Consider the following 15,942-nt stretch of genomic DNA (forward strand, 5'->3'; position numbering starts at 1 on the left):
GCTTAGGGGTTTACCCATAAACCACCCACAATCTGATCCAGCAGATTCAGATCCCGGCGGGCCCCAATTGACCGCAATACCGCTTCGCGCGACGATAGATCTTTGCCGTCTATCATCGCGCGGGCTATGAGCCCCGTGACGTACGGAGCCGCAAACGAAGTCCCCCGAAAATCAGGAGTAATATGAGGGGTTTTAAACGATCCAAACCGACTCTGCCCATCGGAACCGTTTACCAGCACACCCACCGATACATAAACGTCGGACTTGAGTTCACAAACCGCACGCCGAAAACGGGGCCGTCCGGTATCGTCGTGCTCACCCGTGGGCAGAGCAACAACCGACGTTACGGTGATCACATTCGTGAGGCCCGCGCTTGAACAGGCCGGTGCCAGCATAGGCACACGCAGATCGCCCAGTTGATGCCCGATAGACGGAATTTGGGGCAACCCTTCAGGCGGTACATCGCCAACGTTCCCGGCGGCGCAAACCACCAGAATACCGCGGTACGCCAACCGCTGCAACGACGCCTGAAGTAACGGGATGGTTTCGTTCGTTCCGCAGGCAAATACCCAACTGGCATTGATAATCCGGGCACCTTGCGTAGCCGCATATTCCAGACCCGAAAGTACATCGAACAGCGTACAGACATTCCGGGCATCGGCAATGCGAACCGGGAGCAGGTTGGCCTCGGCACAAACCGACCGGATGATCCCGGCAACACGGGTTCCATGCCGGTTAAACTGCGCGTCGGTCGGGTCGGCATCCTCCTCTACAAAATCCCAACCCCAGGGCGTGGTCCGGCAAGACAAAGCGTCTGAAGGTTTTGGGTACCGCCCCCCGACCAGTTCAAGACCGGAGTCCAGGATAGCCACCGTGGGCCCTGACCCATGCAGGGTATCGGCGCCAACGAGTCCAGCCCCTCCATACTGCCCACCCGGATACAGGAAGCCTACTGCGTTGGGATACCCCTGCCCGCGCCCCACCTGATTGGTGTTGCCGTCCTGTCCGCGCCCGATCTGATTCGTATTTCCATCCTGCCCCGCCCCCCGGCCAGTACTACCCCCGCCCGGGCGAATAAATCCGGTCGGCAACTGGGGATTCAGGGGAACCGCTTCGATGCACTCACCGGGGGGGAGTGCATTGAGGGCCGTCAGCGACTCGGCGGATGCGAGCAAAACAAGGGCTTTCCCTCCGCAATGCCGGTATGTCCGTACCCTGACAACCGGCTGGGCATCAACGTCGGGACCCGTAATGAGCCGATACCGTTCACCCTGGTACAAAAAATTAAGCACACTCTCATCGTCCACCAGAATGTACTCCTCTGGTAAAACCGGGGTACCCCGGTACAAAATGGCTGTTTCTCCATAAATCGACCGAAAGACATCAGGGGCCGATCCAAACAGGTATGCGGGGTCCAGAGACCGGACGTCCCGGAATGGAGGAATCGGTTTACGAGGCTTCGGACGGGCTAGCACGGAAAAATGGTTTTTAGTGTATGGTTTTCGGTTTATGGAAGGGCTGGCCATGCGCCAACTCTTAACTTCAAACTCTTAACTCTTCACTCCTTACAATTGCTCCAGTAACTGCTGAGCCTCAGCAGCTCCCTCCAAATTCCGACGGATTACGGTCTGTAGCAACGCTTTCGCCCACTTTTTATCATTCGGCTCATTCCGTTTCAACCGGGTGAGGGCTTCGTAATACAAACCGGGATTCGCGTAAAGGTCGGTTCGGGCGCTTAGCGTTTGGAATAAGCTGATGGCCCGGTCGTACTGCCCCCGTCGAAGAGCTACCAACCCTAACTGGGTTAAGACCTCGCTCTGGGCGGGCTGCCGCCGAAGAAGATCACTCAGCAGTGTATCGGCCTGGGCCAATTGCCCCCGGTTGACCAGATCGAGTCCCTGTTGCAGGCTGTCGGTTCCTGCACCCATAGTAACGGCACCCGGTCCTGTATGCCGGGCGATGTAGGTATCGGCCAACTCGGTGGAAGATGGGCTTCTCCCCCAAAATACCCAGGCTAAACCCAACAGCAACACCACACTCGCGGCCGCAGCCAGAACGTACGGCCAAACAGACCGGCGGGGAGCCGGTATGGGCCGAGCCAGCCACTCAGCCCGCCGTTTATCGGCGGCTTCGCGTCGGGCTGCGGTTTGGGCCGCCAGATAAAACGCCACCGCATCGGCAACGTCCGGGTCCGTTTGCAGATCACGCTCGAATTGGGCGCGGGCGTCGTCGGAGAGCCGGGCGGCAAAATAATCGTCAATAAGGTTCCAGTCCGTCATACGCACAGGCGACCCGAGGGGTCGGTTAGGTTCGGTAGAGTTCCCGCAGTTTTTCCAGACAACGTAGCCGACTGGTTTTGGCCACGGCCGACGAGTTGTACCCTTGCTGGAGGGCAATGTCTTCATCCGAAAAGCCATCGCCCCACGCCAGCAACATCGACTGGCATTTTTCGCCCAGCAACCGTAGCCGTTGCCGCAATTGGCCGGCATCGTACTGCGCAATCAGTTGCTGCACCACCGAGCGGGATTCGTCGGGGAGTTGCAGCAAAGCACCGTCCAGTTCGATGCCCCCGTGCACACTTTCCCGATTAGTCGTTTTCCGACGAATCTGGTCAACACATTTGTTGGAAAAAAGACTGTAGAGATAGGTCTTGAGCGACGACCGCCCTTCGAACCGGCCCGAAACAACCTGATCAATCAGAGCCAGCAGGGCATCAGCATAGGCCGTAGCGGTTTGCTCTTCGTCGAGCCGGTGTTTGCGCGCGCCTTCGCGGATAAAGTACGCGTATTGGTCGTACAACCTGTTTTCGGCCTGTCGGCGTCGGATACCCCCCGCGCGGAGTTCGTCAATCCATTGGGCATCGGAAGGCACCTGGGCAGAAAACCGCATCGGACAGGAGGAAAGAGACGGATGAGCCGGTAAGTACGGAAAAAGCGACCTCGATGTCAAGCCATTGCCGCGGACAACCGTTGGGAAACCCGGTTTAGCGGACAACTAACCCTACTTCTCGCGAAGGGGCCCGACAAACCGGAGCGTAGTGCCCCGACCCGGCCCTGAATCAATATCGAGCGTACCCGACAACGACTGCGCCCGCTGTTGCATACTACGTACCCCATTGCCGCCCCGCCCCAGCTGCTGGGGCAAAAATCCTTTGCCATTATCCCGGATGAATAGCTCAATCCGGGGTTCGCCCGGTAGCGAGCGGTCGAGCGAGAGCCGAATCTGTACTTCCGTGGCCTCGGCATGACGAATCAGGTTGTGAAGCGCTTCTTTGAACAGCAAAAACAGGTCTCGCCGGTACTCGGCCGGGAGCGGTAGGTCGGTATCCGGCGACGGCAACTGAATATCGAGCGTAATGGCCCGTCCACCCAACAGATTTCGGGCGGTTTCTTCGAGCCGAAACGCCAGATTCTGTAGGGTGTCGTGTATGGAATTGAGGTTCCAGATGATTTCGCGCATGGTAACCACCACCCGCCGGGATGCCTGACTGATGAGCGTGAGCTTGTCCGAAACGGCGGTATCGGTCTCGGGAAGTACGGCCTCCTCCGCAGTCGAGCGGGAAGAACGGATCTCCCCCGTTGACTCATGCCGCAGCTGCCGGGTAGCCGCCATCGCGAGCATACCGATACCGCCCAGGTCAGCCCCGAGTTCATCATGCAGGTCGCGGGCAATGTCGTCGCGGATTTGCTGGAGCTTCTGCTGCTTGCGTTCGTTTTCCTGAAGCTGCTCGATCAGTTGGGCCTGAATCTGCTGCTTTTCGAGTTCGTTCTGATTATTAAGTCGGGCAAGCCCGAGGGTAAAGCACAGCACTTCGAGGACAACCCCAATCTGTATGTAAGTCACCGGAAAGGTAAACGGATTTCCTGCTTGTCGGGTAAAAAGGGCGGGGATAAAGTTGATGCAGAGCGCAAACACACACCCACTGACAAAAAAGAACGAGCCGACAATAAAATAGGAAATAACCGGCTGCCGCAACCGCACAATCCGGGGCACAACCACCAAAGCTACAGCCGCGAGAATGAATCGGTTAACGGTGTAAAGTAGACTCCGCAGGGCATCGGAAACGCCCGCAAGCCAAAGCCCCGTATCGAGCACCGCCCCAACTACCAGGAGTGCGGTCATCAGCCGCATCAGCCGGTAGCTGAACGGATCTTTCTGGGGGATATTGATCAGCAGAATGGCGAAGCGTATATATAGGATAAACGCGACGGATTCCAGCAGGGCTACCACATAGTTGGCACCGGGGGCATAATCAGCCGAGGCATAATCGGAGTCGTCGAGCCGAAACGTAATCACCATGCAGAGAATGTACAGCGCATACTGCCAGTAAATAGCTTTCCGCTGTTGCACGTAGGAGAGTAGCGCATACAGCACCATCATTCCCAACATCCCGTCGAGAAAAACCCGAAGCGTACCATAGGCCGGCATCCCGTTCATGAATAGGTAGTTAGCGGTTTCAATTAGATGTTAGACGCTAGACTTATTTCCATTCTGTAGAGAAGTCTAACATCTAATGTCTAGCGTCTAGTGTCCAATACTCTGTGGTTAGCAGTTGAACTGGGGGACGTTATCCCTTTTTACTCCATAAAGAAAATCGAAAACGTAACTACTATCGACACCATTTATTAAACGTCTTTACGTCTCAGCTTCCAACAACGCATCAATTGCGGCCGTTAGCGTTTTCCAGCGGGTAGCCCAATCGCCCGCAACCCGCACGTACGCGATATTTCGTGTATCCAGAGCGGCTTTGAACCGGTCAAACATCTCCTGCCGCCGGTGCCCCAGATCCCGCAACCCGTCGGCCACCCAGGGCACATCAATATCAAGCAGAAAATACAGGTCGTAGGTGACCCGTTTTTCCAGTTCGGATAAAACGGGCGGAATCTCGTTCAGGTATATCTCGGAATACAGGCCCGTCGTGATAACGTCGGTATCGCAGATGAGCACCTTATTGGCTCGCTCCTGCGCCTGTAGTACAGCCTCGGTTTGGGCGTAGCCAATCCGGACAATATCGTCGAGAGAAAACTGGTTGTCGGTAATCAGGTCGCGGGCTACCTCATGGACAAAAGCCGTTTGGTAATGGTCGGCCAGTTGGCGGCCGGTAGTGGTTTTACCGACGCTTTCGGGACCGTACAAACAAACCCGTTTGGTAAAGTAGGGGCGCACCACGGCCGGAATAAAGTCCCAGTACCGAAACGGGTGTGCCCGAATCTGCGTGGCCGAAACCGGAATCCCCTCCCGACCGGGATCGAACAGGACGCACGGCCGTTGCAGGTGCTCGGACAAGGGGGCGCCGTACGCTTCTGAGCAGAAAAAGGCATCCACAGCCGGAAACCGTTGCCGGATAAACCGCGCCCAGCTTTTAGTAGCTTCGTACAGCGGCAGGGTCGGGTCATGGAAATCGTCATCTACCACCACCACCTCTATTTGCGGGCGGTCGGCAAGCAGGGTACGTAACCAGCGTTCGCGCAGGGTGGGCGGAATCGGATCGTCGGGGGTAATGCTCATGGATACCGTAAGCCGCTCACATTGTTTCAGGGCAAAGTCGATCAGGGCAAGGTGCCCCGTATGCACCGGCATGAACTTACCGAAAACCAAACCGTGGGAAAACATAAGGAAAAGGAGAAGGGAGTAAAGGGAGAAAGGGTTAAAGCACGTGGGCGGCTTTAAGGTCGGCCCGGCTCAGGGTCCGTACCTCGCCCGGCTGCATGCCATCGGCAGTCAGTCCTTCAATAGCCCAGCGTACCAGCCGTAGAGTCGGAAAACCCACAGCGGCTGTCATCCGGCGCACCTGCCGGTTTTTGCCTTCGTGCAGGGTCAGGGCAATCCAGGTGGTTGGAATATTAGCCCGGTACCGGATAGGTGGGTTGCGCGGGGGTAGCCGTTCCTCCGCTCCTTCAATTCGCTCGACCCGGGCGGGCAGGGTATCGTACGGTTTCCCATCAACGCTGATACGCACCCCGGAGGCCAGCCGTGCCAGGGCTTCGTCGGTAATAGCCCCCTCCACCTGCACCCAATACGTCCGCTCGTGCCGAAACCGGGGGTTAAGCAGCCGGTGATTCAGGGCGGTATCGCTCGTCAGCAACAAGAGCCCTTCCGAATCGGCATCGAGCCGCCCGACCGGGTACACATCCCGGGCCAGGGTAACGGGCAAATCGGCCAGCGTGGGTTTGTCGCCTTCTTTCGAAAACTGCGACAGCATCAGGTAGGGCTTGTAAATAAGGTAATACATGCCACAAAAGTAGTTCATTGTGCCCGCTAACCTCAAATCTGGCGAAGCGTTCCGGGGCAGACAGACAAAAAGAGAGCCCCAGCCGTCAAGCGACCGGGGCTCTTGTATAATGGATAATGAGTAATGAACAATGGATAATGGCAGGTCTGATAATCAGCAGAGCTGCTCCTTACTCATTACTCATTATCCATTGTTCACTGTTCATTGTTCGTTGTTCGTTGTTCGTTGTTCGTTGTTCACGGATTAATCGTCTCAATACTTCCGTCCGGTTTCCGTTTCAGCTCGGTGACTTTCACGTTGCGTAGGTGGGTTTTGCCCGACAGCTCCACATCGTGGTAAAAAATATACCACTTCCCCTGAATCTCAACAATAGAATGGTGGGTCGTCCAGCCCGTCACCGGATTCATTATCACCCCCTTGTACGTAAACGGACCATAAGGCGAGTCGCCTACAGCGTACGCCAACAGGTGCGTGTCGCCGGTGGAGTACGAGAAGTAATACTTCCCGCCAAATTTGTGGAGCCAGCCTCCCTCGAAAAACCGCCGGTTGTGGTCACCCGCCAGAATAGGGGCACCGGCTTCGTCCAGAATCTGCACATCCCGGGCGGCCTCATCGAACCGGAGCATATCAGCGCTCAACCGCGCCACTTTGGCACTCAGAGCGGGTTGATCGGGCTTACCCAGATCCGTTTCTGAACCGTTGGCGTCGTATTGGCCCGAAGCCCACTTCTGAAGTTGACCACCCCAGATACCCCCGAAGTACATGTACGATTTGCCGTCGGTATCGGTAAACACGGCCGGGTCGATACTATAACTGCCGGCAATGGGTTGCGGCTCGGCCTTAAACGGGCCCGTCGGTGATTTGCTCGTGGCTACCCCCATCCGAAACACGTCCTGTTTATCCTTGACGGGGAAGTATAAATAATAGGTACCGTTTTTATAGGCCGCATCGGGCGCCCAGAGTTGCCGGCCCGCCCACGGAATATCCTTCAGGTCGAGAGCCACCCCGTGGTCGGTTACTTTGCCGCCAATTTTATCCATCGACAGCACGTGGTAATCGCGCATGGCAAAATGGCTGCCTTTATCGTCTTCTTTCACACCCGCGTCAATATCGTGCGAGGGGTAAATATAAATCCGGCCATTGAACACGTGCGCCGAGGGGTCGGCCGTGTAAATATGGCTCACCAGCGGCTTTTCGAGGTATTTGCGCGGGGTCTGTCCAAGACCGGTCAGTAGTCCGGGGCCCGCCAGCAGAACGGCTGTCAGCGCAGCCTGAGTATAGCGTGTCATTTTGGTTGGGGTACGTTGTTAAAAGTTGACTACCTCGTGAAAGGCTTTCTTAGGCTGCAAGTTGACGTCGAACAACAAGGGATAATCTTTGCGGTTTTGCACGGGGAAATTGTCGAGCCAGGACGATTTGTCCGAAACATTCCAGAATGTGACGCCCGTGATGTGGTTTTTGTGTTTCCGCAATACCGAAAACAGCATCTTGTAGTGAGCCGCCTGTTTTTCGTTCATTTCGGGGGTAAACTCACTCTTATCCGTATCCCGACGGGCGCGCCGTTCGTGCTCTTTCGGGTACACCGACACGTCGAGCTCGGTGATTTGTACCTTCAGGCCAAGGCTTGCAAATTTGGTGATCGACTCTTCAAGCCCGGCCGCGGTAGGCTCGTCCAGCGACCAGTGCCCCTGCAAACCGACTCCATGAATGGGTACGCCCTTCTCCTTGAGCCGCTTCACAAGCCCATAAATTCGCTCCCGCTTACCCGGGCTCTCCGTATTGTAGTCGTTGTAAAACAGCTGGGCGTTGGGGTCGGCCGCGTGGGCATATTCAAACGCCCGCTCGATGTACTCTTCGCCGATGATCTCGAAAAACTTCGATTTTCGGTAAAAGTCGGGCCCACCGTCGGGAATAGCCTCGTTGACTACGTCCCAGGCGTAGATTTTCCCTTTGTAGCGGCCAACTACCGTTTCGATATGGCTCTTCATCCGGGCCAGTAACACCTCTTTGGTCACGGGGTTTCCGGCCGCGTCGGTAAAAAACCAGCGGGGGGTCTGGTTATGCCAGCAAAGGGTATGCCCCCGCATCCGAATCCCGTTCTGAGTAGCAAACTGGACAATGGCGTCGGCATCGGTCCAGTTGTACCGCCCTTCTTCGGGGTGTATCGGGCCCATCTTCATGGCGTTCTCGGCCGTGATGCTGTTGAACTGCTGCCGAATCAGGTCGGCTTCGGGACCCGTCAGGTTACGCGGAGCAACCGCTGCCCCGATCGGAAAATAGTCTTTGTAATAGTCCTTCAGTCCTTTTTCAGGCGGCACAAAGGAAACAGACAGAAACAGGGCACCGAGGCCCAGAAACGATACGGGTTTCATAGAAAAAAGGGTTTACTCGTTCCAGACACCAAACTTTCCCATGCGGTAATCCATGTACGCTTGGCGGATTTCGTCTTCCGTATTCATCACAAACGGTCCGTTGGCTACCACCGGCTCGTCGAACGGCTCGGCATGACCAAACAACAGGAGGGCATCCGTCGTGGCGGAGACCTCAAGGATTTCGCCATCCCGGTTAAACTCCACCAGTTCGCGCTGCGCTACAGCCTGTCCATTTACGGTGAGCATACCCCGGATAAGGTAAAACAGGATATTCCGACTCGCTTCAACGGGCAGGGTTACGGTACTGCCAGCTTTCAGATCGACCGTCGCCAGAAACACATCCGTCAGCGTAGCAAACGCGCCCGGCTGCCCGGCCCAATTGCCCGACACCAACCGAATCTGCACGCCTTCGGCGGGGCTCACGGACGGAATGGCGTCGCGCTGTAAGCCAGTATAGGTAGGCTCAGTCATTTTGAACCGGGCGGGCAGATTCACCCAGAGTTGCAGAATTTCGAGTGGTCCACCCGCCTGCCGAAACGCATCTGACGACACCTCAGCATGAATCAGTCCGCGCCCGGCGGTCATCCACTGCACCCCACCGGCCGTAATCACACTCTGATACCCCTGCGAGTCTTTGTGCATGATGTCGCCTTCCACAATAAACGTCACGGTTTCCATGCCCCGGTGCGGATGCGGCCCGAAGGGTAACCCGTGGTTATTGGCCGGGTAGGTCTGGTAGCCGTGATGATTCAGAAACAAAAACGGGTCAATCTGCGCCAGTTGGCGTGTCGGCAGGGGTGAATAGGTAATCAGATCGGCAATCGGACGGTACTCGGCCCGATGCACACGCTTTATCGTTCTCATAGGTATGTACGTGTGTGGTTATGGTTTTTTGTTTATGGTTTGTAGTGTCCGGGGTTCGGGTCAGTTCGTACTCCATAACCAATACTGGCAATGAGGTTGTCCGGCTCTTCGCCAACCAAAAACAAAAAACTATAAACCAAAAACTATTTAGTTGACAAACTGACTGAATCGTACACGACCACTTTTTTCCAGAGGTGGCTGTGCTTTTTCACGAATTCGAGGTGAATGGGGTGTTTCTGATAGATCTCCTCGTCGGCCAGGGAGTCAAAAAACAACAGCCAGGACACCTGATACGACCGGTCGATCACATCGCGGTTTGTACTCGCGGGTGTGCCAATATAGGCCTGCCGAATAACAGGCACCGTTTTTAGCGTTTCGAGCGCGGCCAGCAGTTGCTTCCGGTCGGTCTCACTGTCGGGGTTGGCCAGCCAGAAATAAACATGGTGCACAAACGGCTTGGCCGGTGCCGACTCAGGGGCTACAGGGCTGATCAACGTAGCTGCGGCCACCGTTTGGGGCGCCTGCTGGATAAAATCGCGACGATTCATGGAATAAAATTTATGATTTGTACTTGATTGAGGGAGAAAAGGGAGTAAGGAAAAAGGAGAAGGGTCCGGCTAATCTGAGTCAAACATTCCGGTACGTATTTGTAACGGGAATCATAACGGATTTTCCCTTTCTCCCTTCTCCTTTTTCCCTTTCCTCCCCTTTTTTAAAACCCAATTGAATTTCCGCCATCAACGGGTAGCGACGCGCCGGTAATGTACCGGGCGGCATCGGATGCCAAAAAAACGGCTGCCCAGCCAATGTCTTCGGGTTTCCCGAATTTACCCATTGGGGTTCGGCGCATGGCCCGGTCGCGCCGGTCGGGGTCGCCGTTCATGGCCACCTTACTCATTTCGGTTTCGATGAATCCCGGCGCAATCGCATTGACCCGCACGTTATACCCTGAAAACTCAGAAGCCAGTACTTTCACCATACCTTCCACGGCCGACTTGGAAGCTGCGTAGGCCACCACCCGGTCGATGCCGTAATAGGCAGCCATCGACGAGATCATAATAATGGATCCCTGCCGCCGGGCCACCATCCGCCGACCGCAGGCCCGCGTCAGGGCAAACACTGCGTTCAGGTTCGTCTGGATAATCCGGTTGAAATCGTCGTCGGTTACTTCGAGGGCCGGTTTTTTGAGGTTGATGCCGGCATTATTCACCAGAACATCGACAGGACCATGATCGGCTTCTACCCTTTCCACGAGCGCGTCGAGGGTGTCGAGCTGGGTTACGTCGTTCACATAATAATGGGCCGTGTTCTGAGCGGGCCCCTCCCCTATGGCCGCAATGGCATCGCGCAGAGGGGCTTCCCGTCGGCCGGTAATGATCACTGTGGCACCGGCCGCCACCATGCACCGGGCCATATCGAACCCAATGCCGCTACCACCCCCGGTAATTAGGGCCACTTTGCCTTCGAGTGAAAAAGCGCCGGGTCCAGTTTTGGCCGAAGCCGCATCGGGCACCTCAGCCTGTAATTCGGATACTTCCTGCATTATCGTAATTGGTAAATATCGACTAATCGTTTGACCTCTTCGAGCGAACGGTCGGGGGCTTTGAACGGAGCCGGAATAGGCCGCCGGGCAAACCGACCAAAATACAGCACACAGGCATCGCGCCACCAGATAGCCTCTTTCTGTTGTACCGCCAGTCGGCCAGCCACATCGTCGAACAGCTCAGGATCGAGAGCGGGCTTCACCTGCGCCCACTGCTGCTGCATCCAGCGCACGGAGTCGGCACCGGTATAATACCGTACACACAGCTCATCCCAGAGCGAACGACCCGTTGACAGTGTCTGGTTCCAGGGCACATGATGAAACCAGAGCAGGTACGGCAAAGGCGTGGTTTCGGCTTTGCCCCACTGCTGCTGCACGGGGGGCGTGTACAGACTCAGGGCGTTGCTGCCCGTTGCGGTGCGGTTGAACCCAACCCCAATCGAGTCGGCCCGGTGGTAATAGGTGTGTCGCCAGTCGGGTCGGGGGGCCTTGTCGAGCCAGGGCTCAGGACCGTAGTGGATGCCGTAGCCCATAATGTGGTGCAGACCGAGCGGATTGGTGTAGTTCACGTAAATCTCCCGCGACCGCATCATGAGGTCGGTAATTGTCTGTACGGCTTTGGGTTGGCGGGTGAGGGACATCTGTACCCACTCGCGGGCAATCCCTTCGGAGGTGAGCGTATGATCCCAGGCGAGCCGGCCAAAGGCGTACCAGTTGGCCTGCCCCATGGTATGCCCCGTCCAGTTGCGGTCGGAGCCCGTATTGGCAACCCCGGCCATGGCCGTTTGTTCGTACCCGTGCAGACTCCCGTCGATCACCTTCGCCACCGTGGAGCCGGGGCCTTTCACGTAGGTATCCGTATCCAGGCACTCCTTAAACATCGGCGCTTCGTACACCATATGCGTGGCAAACCCAAGGTATTCCTGCGTCAGCTGAAACTCCATGGCGAGGGGTGTTTTGGGCATAGCCCCGAACAGGGGCGAAAACGGCTCGCGTACCTGAAAATCAATTGGGCCGTTTTTCACCTGCACAACCACCTTGGGGTGAAATTTCCCGTCGAGCGGAGTAAACTCTTCGTAGGCCGCCCGAAACCGGTCGGCATTCTCGGCGGGCTTGTACACAAACGACCGCCAGATCACCACCCCATCGTGGGTACCGAGGGCTTCAGCGAGCATATTGGCACCGTCGGCATGGGTACGGCCGTAATCCTGCGGGCCGGGCTCCCCTTCCGAATTGGCCTTCACCAGGAACCCACCGAAATCGGGAATTTGGGCATAAATCTCGTTCACTTTCTCGGCCCACCACTGCCGCACGGCCGGGTCGAGGGGGTCAGCCGACTTCAGGGCGGGTTTCCCGGGCCCATTCACCACTTTGGACGCCGGAAAATACACCGACAGGTACACCCGGATACCGTAGGGTCGAAACACGTCAGCCAGGGCCGCTACCTTTTTTATGTATTCGTCGGTCATGAACCGGGGGCTGGCGTTCACGTTGTTCACGACCGTACCATTGATGCCAAGCGACGCATTGGCGCGGGCGTAATCGCGGTAGCGCGGGTCGATCCGCTCGGGTAACTCGTACCATTTCCAGAGCGACGAACCGGCGTACCCCCGTTCGATGGTGCCGTTGACATTGTCCCAGTGGTTGAGCATGCGGAGCTTCACTTTCGGGTTACTGGTTACCGACAGGTTAGCGATGGGCGCCCCGGTCTGCACCTGCCGCAGGATCGCAAAGGCTCCGTAGAGCACCCCCGATGCGCTGTTGGCACTCACCACGAGGTTATTTCCGCGCGAGGCCAGCCGGTAGCCTTCGCGGTTGAGGGCCGGTTCACTACCCACCTGCAACACAATACCGCCTGTTTTACCAGCCGCCGAAGCTACCACCGGCACCGGCTTACCCAGCAATCCCTGCAAGCCAACCTGTAATTCGGATGCCGCCGTTCTGAGTACGGGGTCGTTACCCGTTACGGCAATGAACCCAGCCGACCGGGCATAGCTGGCCCGTTGGGTGGCATCGGGCAACGGGTCGTATTTAAGCCATAGCCGATACCCATCGTCGGCACAAACCACATGACTCGCCAGCAGCAAGCCCAGAAGAAGTTTTCTTATCATAATGAGTGAAAGAGCGAAAGAGTGAAAGAGTGCGGGCCGCTGATGGCAACGAGTGGAGCGCAGCCGCCGGCATTCGTATAAACCAACGAACAACCTGTTTATAAACCACTTGCAACCCAATCAACCATAAACAAAAAACCAAAAACGACAAACTAAATACCCAAACCCCGGCTAATGCCCAGTTCCAGCCCGCGCAGTTCGGCGAGGCCGCGCAGGCGTCCAATGGCCGAATAACCAGGGTACGTTTTCTTGTTTAGATCATCGAGCATCTGATGCCCGTGGTCGGGCCGCATCGGGATGCTCGTTTCGCCAAGGCCAGCCTCGGCGCGTCGTTGCCCTTCGAGCACCAGTGCCTTCACCACCGCGTACATATCTACATCGCCCGCCAGGTGGTCGGCTTCGTGGAAGTCACGGGGGCGGGTCGGTGGTCCCTCGTTTTCGCGCTTCGTGGTGCGAAGATGGACGAAATGAATCCGGTCGCCCCAACGCTGCACAATACCGGGCAGGTCATTGTCGGGCCGCACGCCGAGCGAGCCCGTGCAGAATGTAATCCCGTTGGCCCGCAGCGGGCAGGCCTCCATCAACTGAGCCAGATCGGCCTCGGTACTCACCACCCGGGGCAGCCCAAGCAACGGAAACGGCGGGTCGTCGGGGTGAATGCAGAGATTGACGCCAGCCTCGGCCGCTACCGGGGCAACTTCGGCAATAAAGGTGTACAGATTCTGCCGCAGCTCGGCATCACCGATCGTCGCGTACCCATCGAGCAGCCCCTGAAACGTTTCGAGCGAAAAGGCTTCTTCGGAACCGGGCAACCCCAGCAGCACCACCGATGTCAACTCAGCCAGGGCCTCAGCCGATAATTGGGCGTACCGGGCGCGGGCCGACTCGATTACCTCAGGCTCGTAGGCCGCTTCGGCACCGGGCCGCCGGAGAATACACAGGTCAAACAAAGCGAAGTCTTCCCACACAAACCGAAGCCCCCGCGAGCCATCGGGCATCTCGTAGCTTAGGTTCGTGCGCGACCAGTCGAGGACGGGCATAAAGTTGTAGCAGACCGTCCGGATGCCGCACGCGGCCAGGTTTCGAATCGACGTTTTATAGTTTTCGATAAATCGGTCGCGGCCCGGGCCTCGCTTTTTAATGTCCTCGTGTACGGGCAGGCTCTCCACCACCGCCCAGTGCAGGGGCGTGTAGCGGGCATTGTCGGCTTCGACCAACGCGATACGCTCGCGGATGGCTTCCACCGACCACACCTCCCCGACGGGAATTTGATGCAGGGCTGTCACGACGCCCGTGCAGCCTGCCTGCCGAATATCCATCAGTGACACCGGATCGTTCGGCCCGAACCAGCGCATCGTTTGTAACATACCCATTTGAGTGGTTTTAGGTTTTTGGTTTCGGGTGGTGGGTATTCATGTTTTCTATTTGCCCACGCCCAGGTATCGGTCAGCAAACGCCAGAAACGCGGGCCAGTTGGGGCCGGTTGTATGCCCCCCACTATGCTGCCGAAAGGCGATATCTCCGTCGATAAGAGCCGTTTCGAGCGGTGGAAACACATCCGTGCCGAGCCCTTTTTTGCCCAGCAACTCGTACACCGGCCCGGCGTACGCCCCCCCCAGAAACATCCCCTTCGCGTCGATCCACTGTCCCTCTACCGTGGGGGAGCCGGAGCTGATAAATACGGGGCGGGGTGCACAAAGAGCGACCAGTTCGTGGGCATCCACGGGCAAGTCGTTGGGGGTCAGGGGGCCCGCATATTTGATAAAATTGCCCGCCATCCAGTGGTATTCGGCCGAGGAAGCCACGTTCTCGACCTGCTCGCCAAACGTGCGCCGGTGAATCTTGACGCCCCCCTCGCCCGACGATCCGATAAACCCAATGGCAAAGCGGGCATCGTAGGCCATGGTCACAATGGCTGCTTTGCCGTAGCGCGAAAGCCCTTCAATGCCTACCTGCCGGGCATCGACCGCCTTATCCGTTTCGAAATAATCGAGCGCCCGGCTGGCCCCCCACGCCCAGGCCCGCAGCGTACCCCAATCGTCAGGTTTCCGGCGCCCTCCTTTATTCATGAGCCCGATGATTCCTTCGGTGAGGCCCGCGCCATTGTCGGCCTGATAACTCGTGGGGTAGATGACGGCATATCCCCAGCCTTTAGCCAGTAGTTGTTGCTGCCAGCTCGGAGCAGCCGGGGCTGACGTGGAGACGGGCGGTTGTGGAGGACGGAAACCCGGCGGAAACCGGAATCCGTAACTCATCATCACCGGCACGGGCCCCGTTGCACCGGCGGGCGTTGCCAGCACCAGCTCAATTCGAACCTCAACGGCCGGGTATCTCGAATTATCGACATGCCCCACCAGCTGCTTCAGCCGGATCGGGAATGTTCCATTGAGGGTGTCTTTGGTACTGACCACCTCCCAGCGCACCGTCGGCGTATCGGCGGGCACCCGCCCGTACACCTCGCGGTCAAAGTCCTCCACGATTTCGGGGCGTCGCCTTTGCCACCATTGGCGGGCCGTGGTGACCTTCTGCCCGTTTTTGAGCCGGAGCGGATCAGGCAGGGCGGTGTACGTAGTGGCTTTGCTCTCGTCGACATTAGCGGCATTGGGGGCCTGCGGATTCCCCGATGGCCCCGGTCTCAACTGGGTAATAGACAGTTGAGCCAGCATAGCCCGGTAATCGGCCTGCGTCAGTCGCCCTTGCCGGGCCAGCAGGCTATCCTGCTCGGGGGTGCGGGGGCCAAACTGAGCCTGACCCGACATCGGGAGCTGAAGCAGCCCAACCGACAGAATCACCGCTATGGAGTTAGAAAAGGTATGCATA

General features: G+C 57.3%; 14 protein-coding genes. All 14 read right to left on the reverse strand.

The features are described 5' to 3' along the window. Nucleotides 1–2 precede the first annotated feature (2 nt). Nucleotides 3–1,475 (reverse strand): S8 family peptidase, encoded by a 1,473-nt coding sequence (locus tag RUDLU_RS0101880; protein ID WP_169578020.1) that lies wholly within the window; start codon nucleotides 1,473–1,475, stop codon nucleotides 3–5. A 90-nt stretch (nucleotides 1,476–1,565) separates the two neighbouring features. Then, nucleotides 1,566–2,279: a hypothetical protein gene (locus RUDLU_RS0101885; RefSeq protein ID WP_019986647.1), complete on the reverse strand. Its 714-nt coding sequence runs from the start codon at nucleotides 2,277–2,279 to the stop codon at nucleotides 1,566–1,568. Between the two features lie 25 nt (nucleotides 2,280–2,304). Beyond that, nucleotides 2,305–2,889, reverse strand: a complete 585-nt coding sequence (locus tag RUDLU_RS0101890; protein ID WP_019986648.1) for an RNA polymerase sigma factor — start codon at nucleotides 2,887–2,889, stop codon at nucleotides 2,305–2,307. 111 nt (nucleotides 2,890–3,000) lie between these two features. Further along, on the reverse strand, nucleotides 3,001–4,437 hold the full coding sequence (locus tag RUDLU_RS0101895) for a sensor histidine kinase (protein WP_019986649.1): 1,437 nt from the start codon (nucleotides 4,435–4,437) through the stop codon (nucleotides 3,001–3,003). 198 nt (nucleotides 4,438–4,635) lie between these two features. Continuing rightward, nucleotides 4,636–5,613: an AAA family ATPase gene (locus RUDLU_RS0101900; RefSeq protein ID WP_019986650.1), complete on the reverse strand. Its 978-nt coding sequence runs from the start codon at nucleotides 5,611–5,613 to the stop codon at nucleotides 4,636–4,638. A 34-nt stretch (nucleotides 5,614–5,647) separates the two neighbouring features. Then, entirely contained in the window at nucleotides 5,648–6,232 is a 585-nt protein-coding gene (locus RUDLU_RS0101905) for a pseudouridine synthase (protein WP_019986651.1), read from the reverse strand. Between the two features lie 236 nt (nucleotides 6,233–6,468). Next, the gene (locus tag RUDLU_RS0101910) at nucleotides 6,469–7,521 is read right to left on the reverse strand and encodes a glycoside hydrolase family 43 protein (RefSeq protein WP_019986652.1); all 1,053 of its coding nucleotides are present in this window, start codon (nucleotides 7,519–7,521) and stop codon (nucleotides 6,469–6,471) included. A gap of 18 nt (nucleotides 7,522–7,539) precedes the next feature. Beyond that, nucleotides 7,540–8,604, reverse strand: coding sequence for an endo-1,4-beta-xylanase (locus tag RUDLU_RS0101915; protein ID WP_019986653.1), 1,065 nt, complete (start codon nucleotides 8,602–8,604; stop codon nucleotides 7,540–7,542). A 12-nt stretch (nucleotides 8,605–8,616) separates the two neighbouring features. After that, complete coding sequence (locus tag RUDLU_RS0101920) at nucleotides 8,617–9,468, reverse strand: pirin family protein (protein WP_027302671.1); 852 nt, start codon at nucleotides 9,466–9,468, stop codon at nucleotides 8,617–8,619. Nucleotides 9,469–9,611: 143 nt separating this feature from the next. Then, complete coding sequence (locus tag RUDLU_RS0101925; RefSeq protein WP_019986655.1) at nucleotides 9,612–10,016, reverse strand: Dabb family protein; 405 nt, start codon at nucleotides 10,014–10,016, stop codon at nucleotides 9,612–9,614. Nucleotides 10,017–10,180: 164 nt separating this feature from the next. Further along, the gene (locus RUDLU_RS0101930; RefSeq protein ID WP_019986656.1) at nucleotides 10,181–11,011 is read right to left on the reverse strand and encodes an SDR family NAD(P)-dependent oxidoreductase; all 831 of its coding nucleotides are present in this window, start codon (nucleotides 11,009–11,011) and stop codon (nucleotides 10,181–10,183) included. Further along, the gene (locus RUDLU_RS0101935) at nucleotides 11,011–13,122 is read right to left on the reverse strand and encodes an alpha-glucuronidase family glycosyl hydrolase (protein ID WP_027302672.1); all 2,112 of its coding nucleotides are present in this window, start codon (nucleotides 13,120–13,122) and stop codon (nucleotides 11,011–11,013) included. Before RUDLU_RS0101935 ends, RUDLU_RS0101930 begins: the two co-directional genes overlap by 1 nt. Nucleotides 13,123–13,274: 152 nt before the next feature. Further along, a complete protein-coding gene (uxuA, locus tag RUDLU_RS0101940) occupies nucleotides 13,275–14,495 on the reverse strand; it encodes a mannonate dehydratase (protein ID WP_019986658.1) in 1,221 nt (406 codons plus the stop codon). Between the two features lie 48 nt (nucleotides 14,496–14,543). Beyond that, entirely contained in the window at nucleotides 14,544–15,941 is a 1,398-nt protein-coding gene (locus RUDLU_RS0101945; protein ID WP_019986659.1) for a glucuronyl esterase domain-containing protein, read from the reverse strand. Nucleotide 15,942 lies beyond the last annotated feature (1 nt).

Source organism: Rudanella lutea DSM 19387, assembly GCF_000383955.1.
GTDB lineage: Bacteria > Bacteroidota > Bacteroidia > Cytophagales > Spirosomataceae > Rudanella > Rudanella lutea.

Coding starts and splice junctions, on each gene's coding strand:
- RUDLU_RS0101885 (WP_019986647.1), bottom strand. CDS start 2,279: ATGACGGACTGGAACCTTATTGACGATTATTTTGCCGCCCGGCTCTCC.
- RUDLU_RS0101890 (WP_019986648.1), bottom strand. CDS start 2,889: ATGCGGTTTTCTGCCCAGGTGCCTTCCGATGCCCAATGGATTGACGAA.
- RUDLU_RS0101895 (WP_019986649.1), bottom strand. CDS start 4,437: ATGAACGGGATGCCGGCCTATGGTACGCTTCGGGTTTTTCTCGACGGG.
- RUDLU_RS0101900 (WP_019986650.1), bottom strand. CDS start 5,613: ATGTTTTCCCACGGTTTGGTTTTCGGTAAGTTCATGCCGGTGCATACG.
- RUDLU_RS0101905 (WP_019986651.1), bottom strand. CDS start 6,232: ATGTATTACCTTATTTACAAGCCCTACCTGATGCTGTCGCAGTTTTCG.
- RUDLU_RS0101910 (WP_019986652.1), bottom strand. CDS start 7,521: ATGACACGCTATACTCAGGCTGCGCTGACAGCCGTTCTGCTGGCGGGC.
- RUDLU_RS0101915 (WP_019986653.1), bottom strand. CDS start 8,604: ATGAAACCCGTATCGTTTCTGGGCCTCGGTGCCCTGTTTCTGTCTGTT.
- RUDLU_RS0101920 (WP_027302671.1), bottom strand. CDS start 9,468: ATGAGAACGATAAAGCGTGTGCATCGGGCCGAGTACCGTCCGATTGCC.
- RUDLU_RS0101925 (WP_019986655.1), bottom strand. CDS start 10,016: ATGAATCGTCGCGATTTTATCCAGCAGGCGCCCCAAACGGTGGCCGCA.
- RUDLU_RS0101930 (WP_019986656.1), bottom strand. CDS start 11,011: ATGCAGGAAGTATCCGAATTACAGGCTGAGGTGCCCGATGCGGCTTCG.
- RUDLU_RS0101935 (WP_027302672.1), bottom strand. CDS start 13,122: ATGATAAGAAAACTTCTTCTGGGCTTGCTGCTGGCGAGTCATGTGGTT.
- uxuA (WP_019986658.1), bottom strand. CDS start 14,495: ATGGGTATGTTACAAACGATGCGCTGGTTCGGGCCGAACGATCCGGTG.
- RUDLU_RS0101945 (WP_019986659.1), bottom strand. CDS start 15,941: ATGCATACCTTTTCTAACTCCATAGCGGTGATTCTGTCGGTTGGGCTG.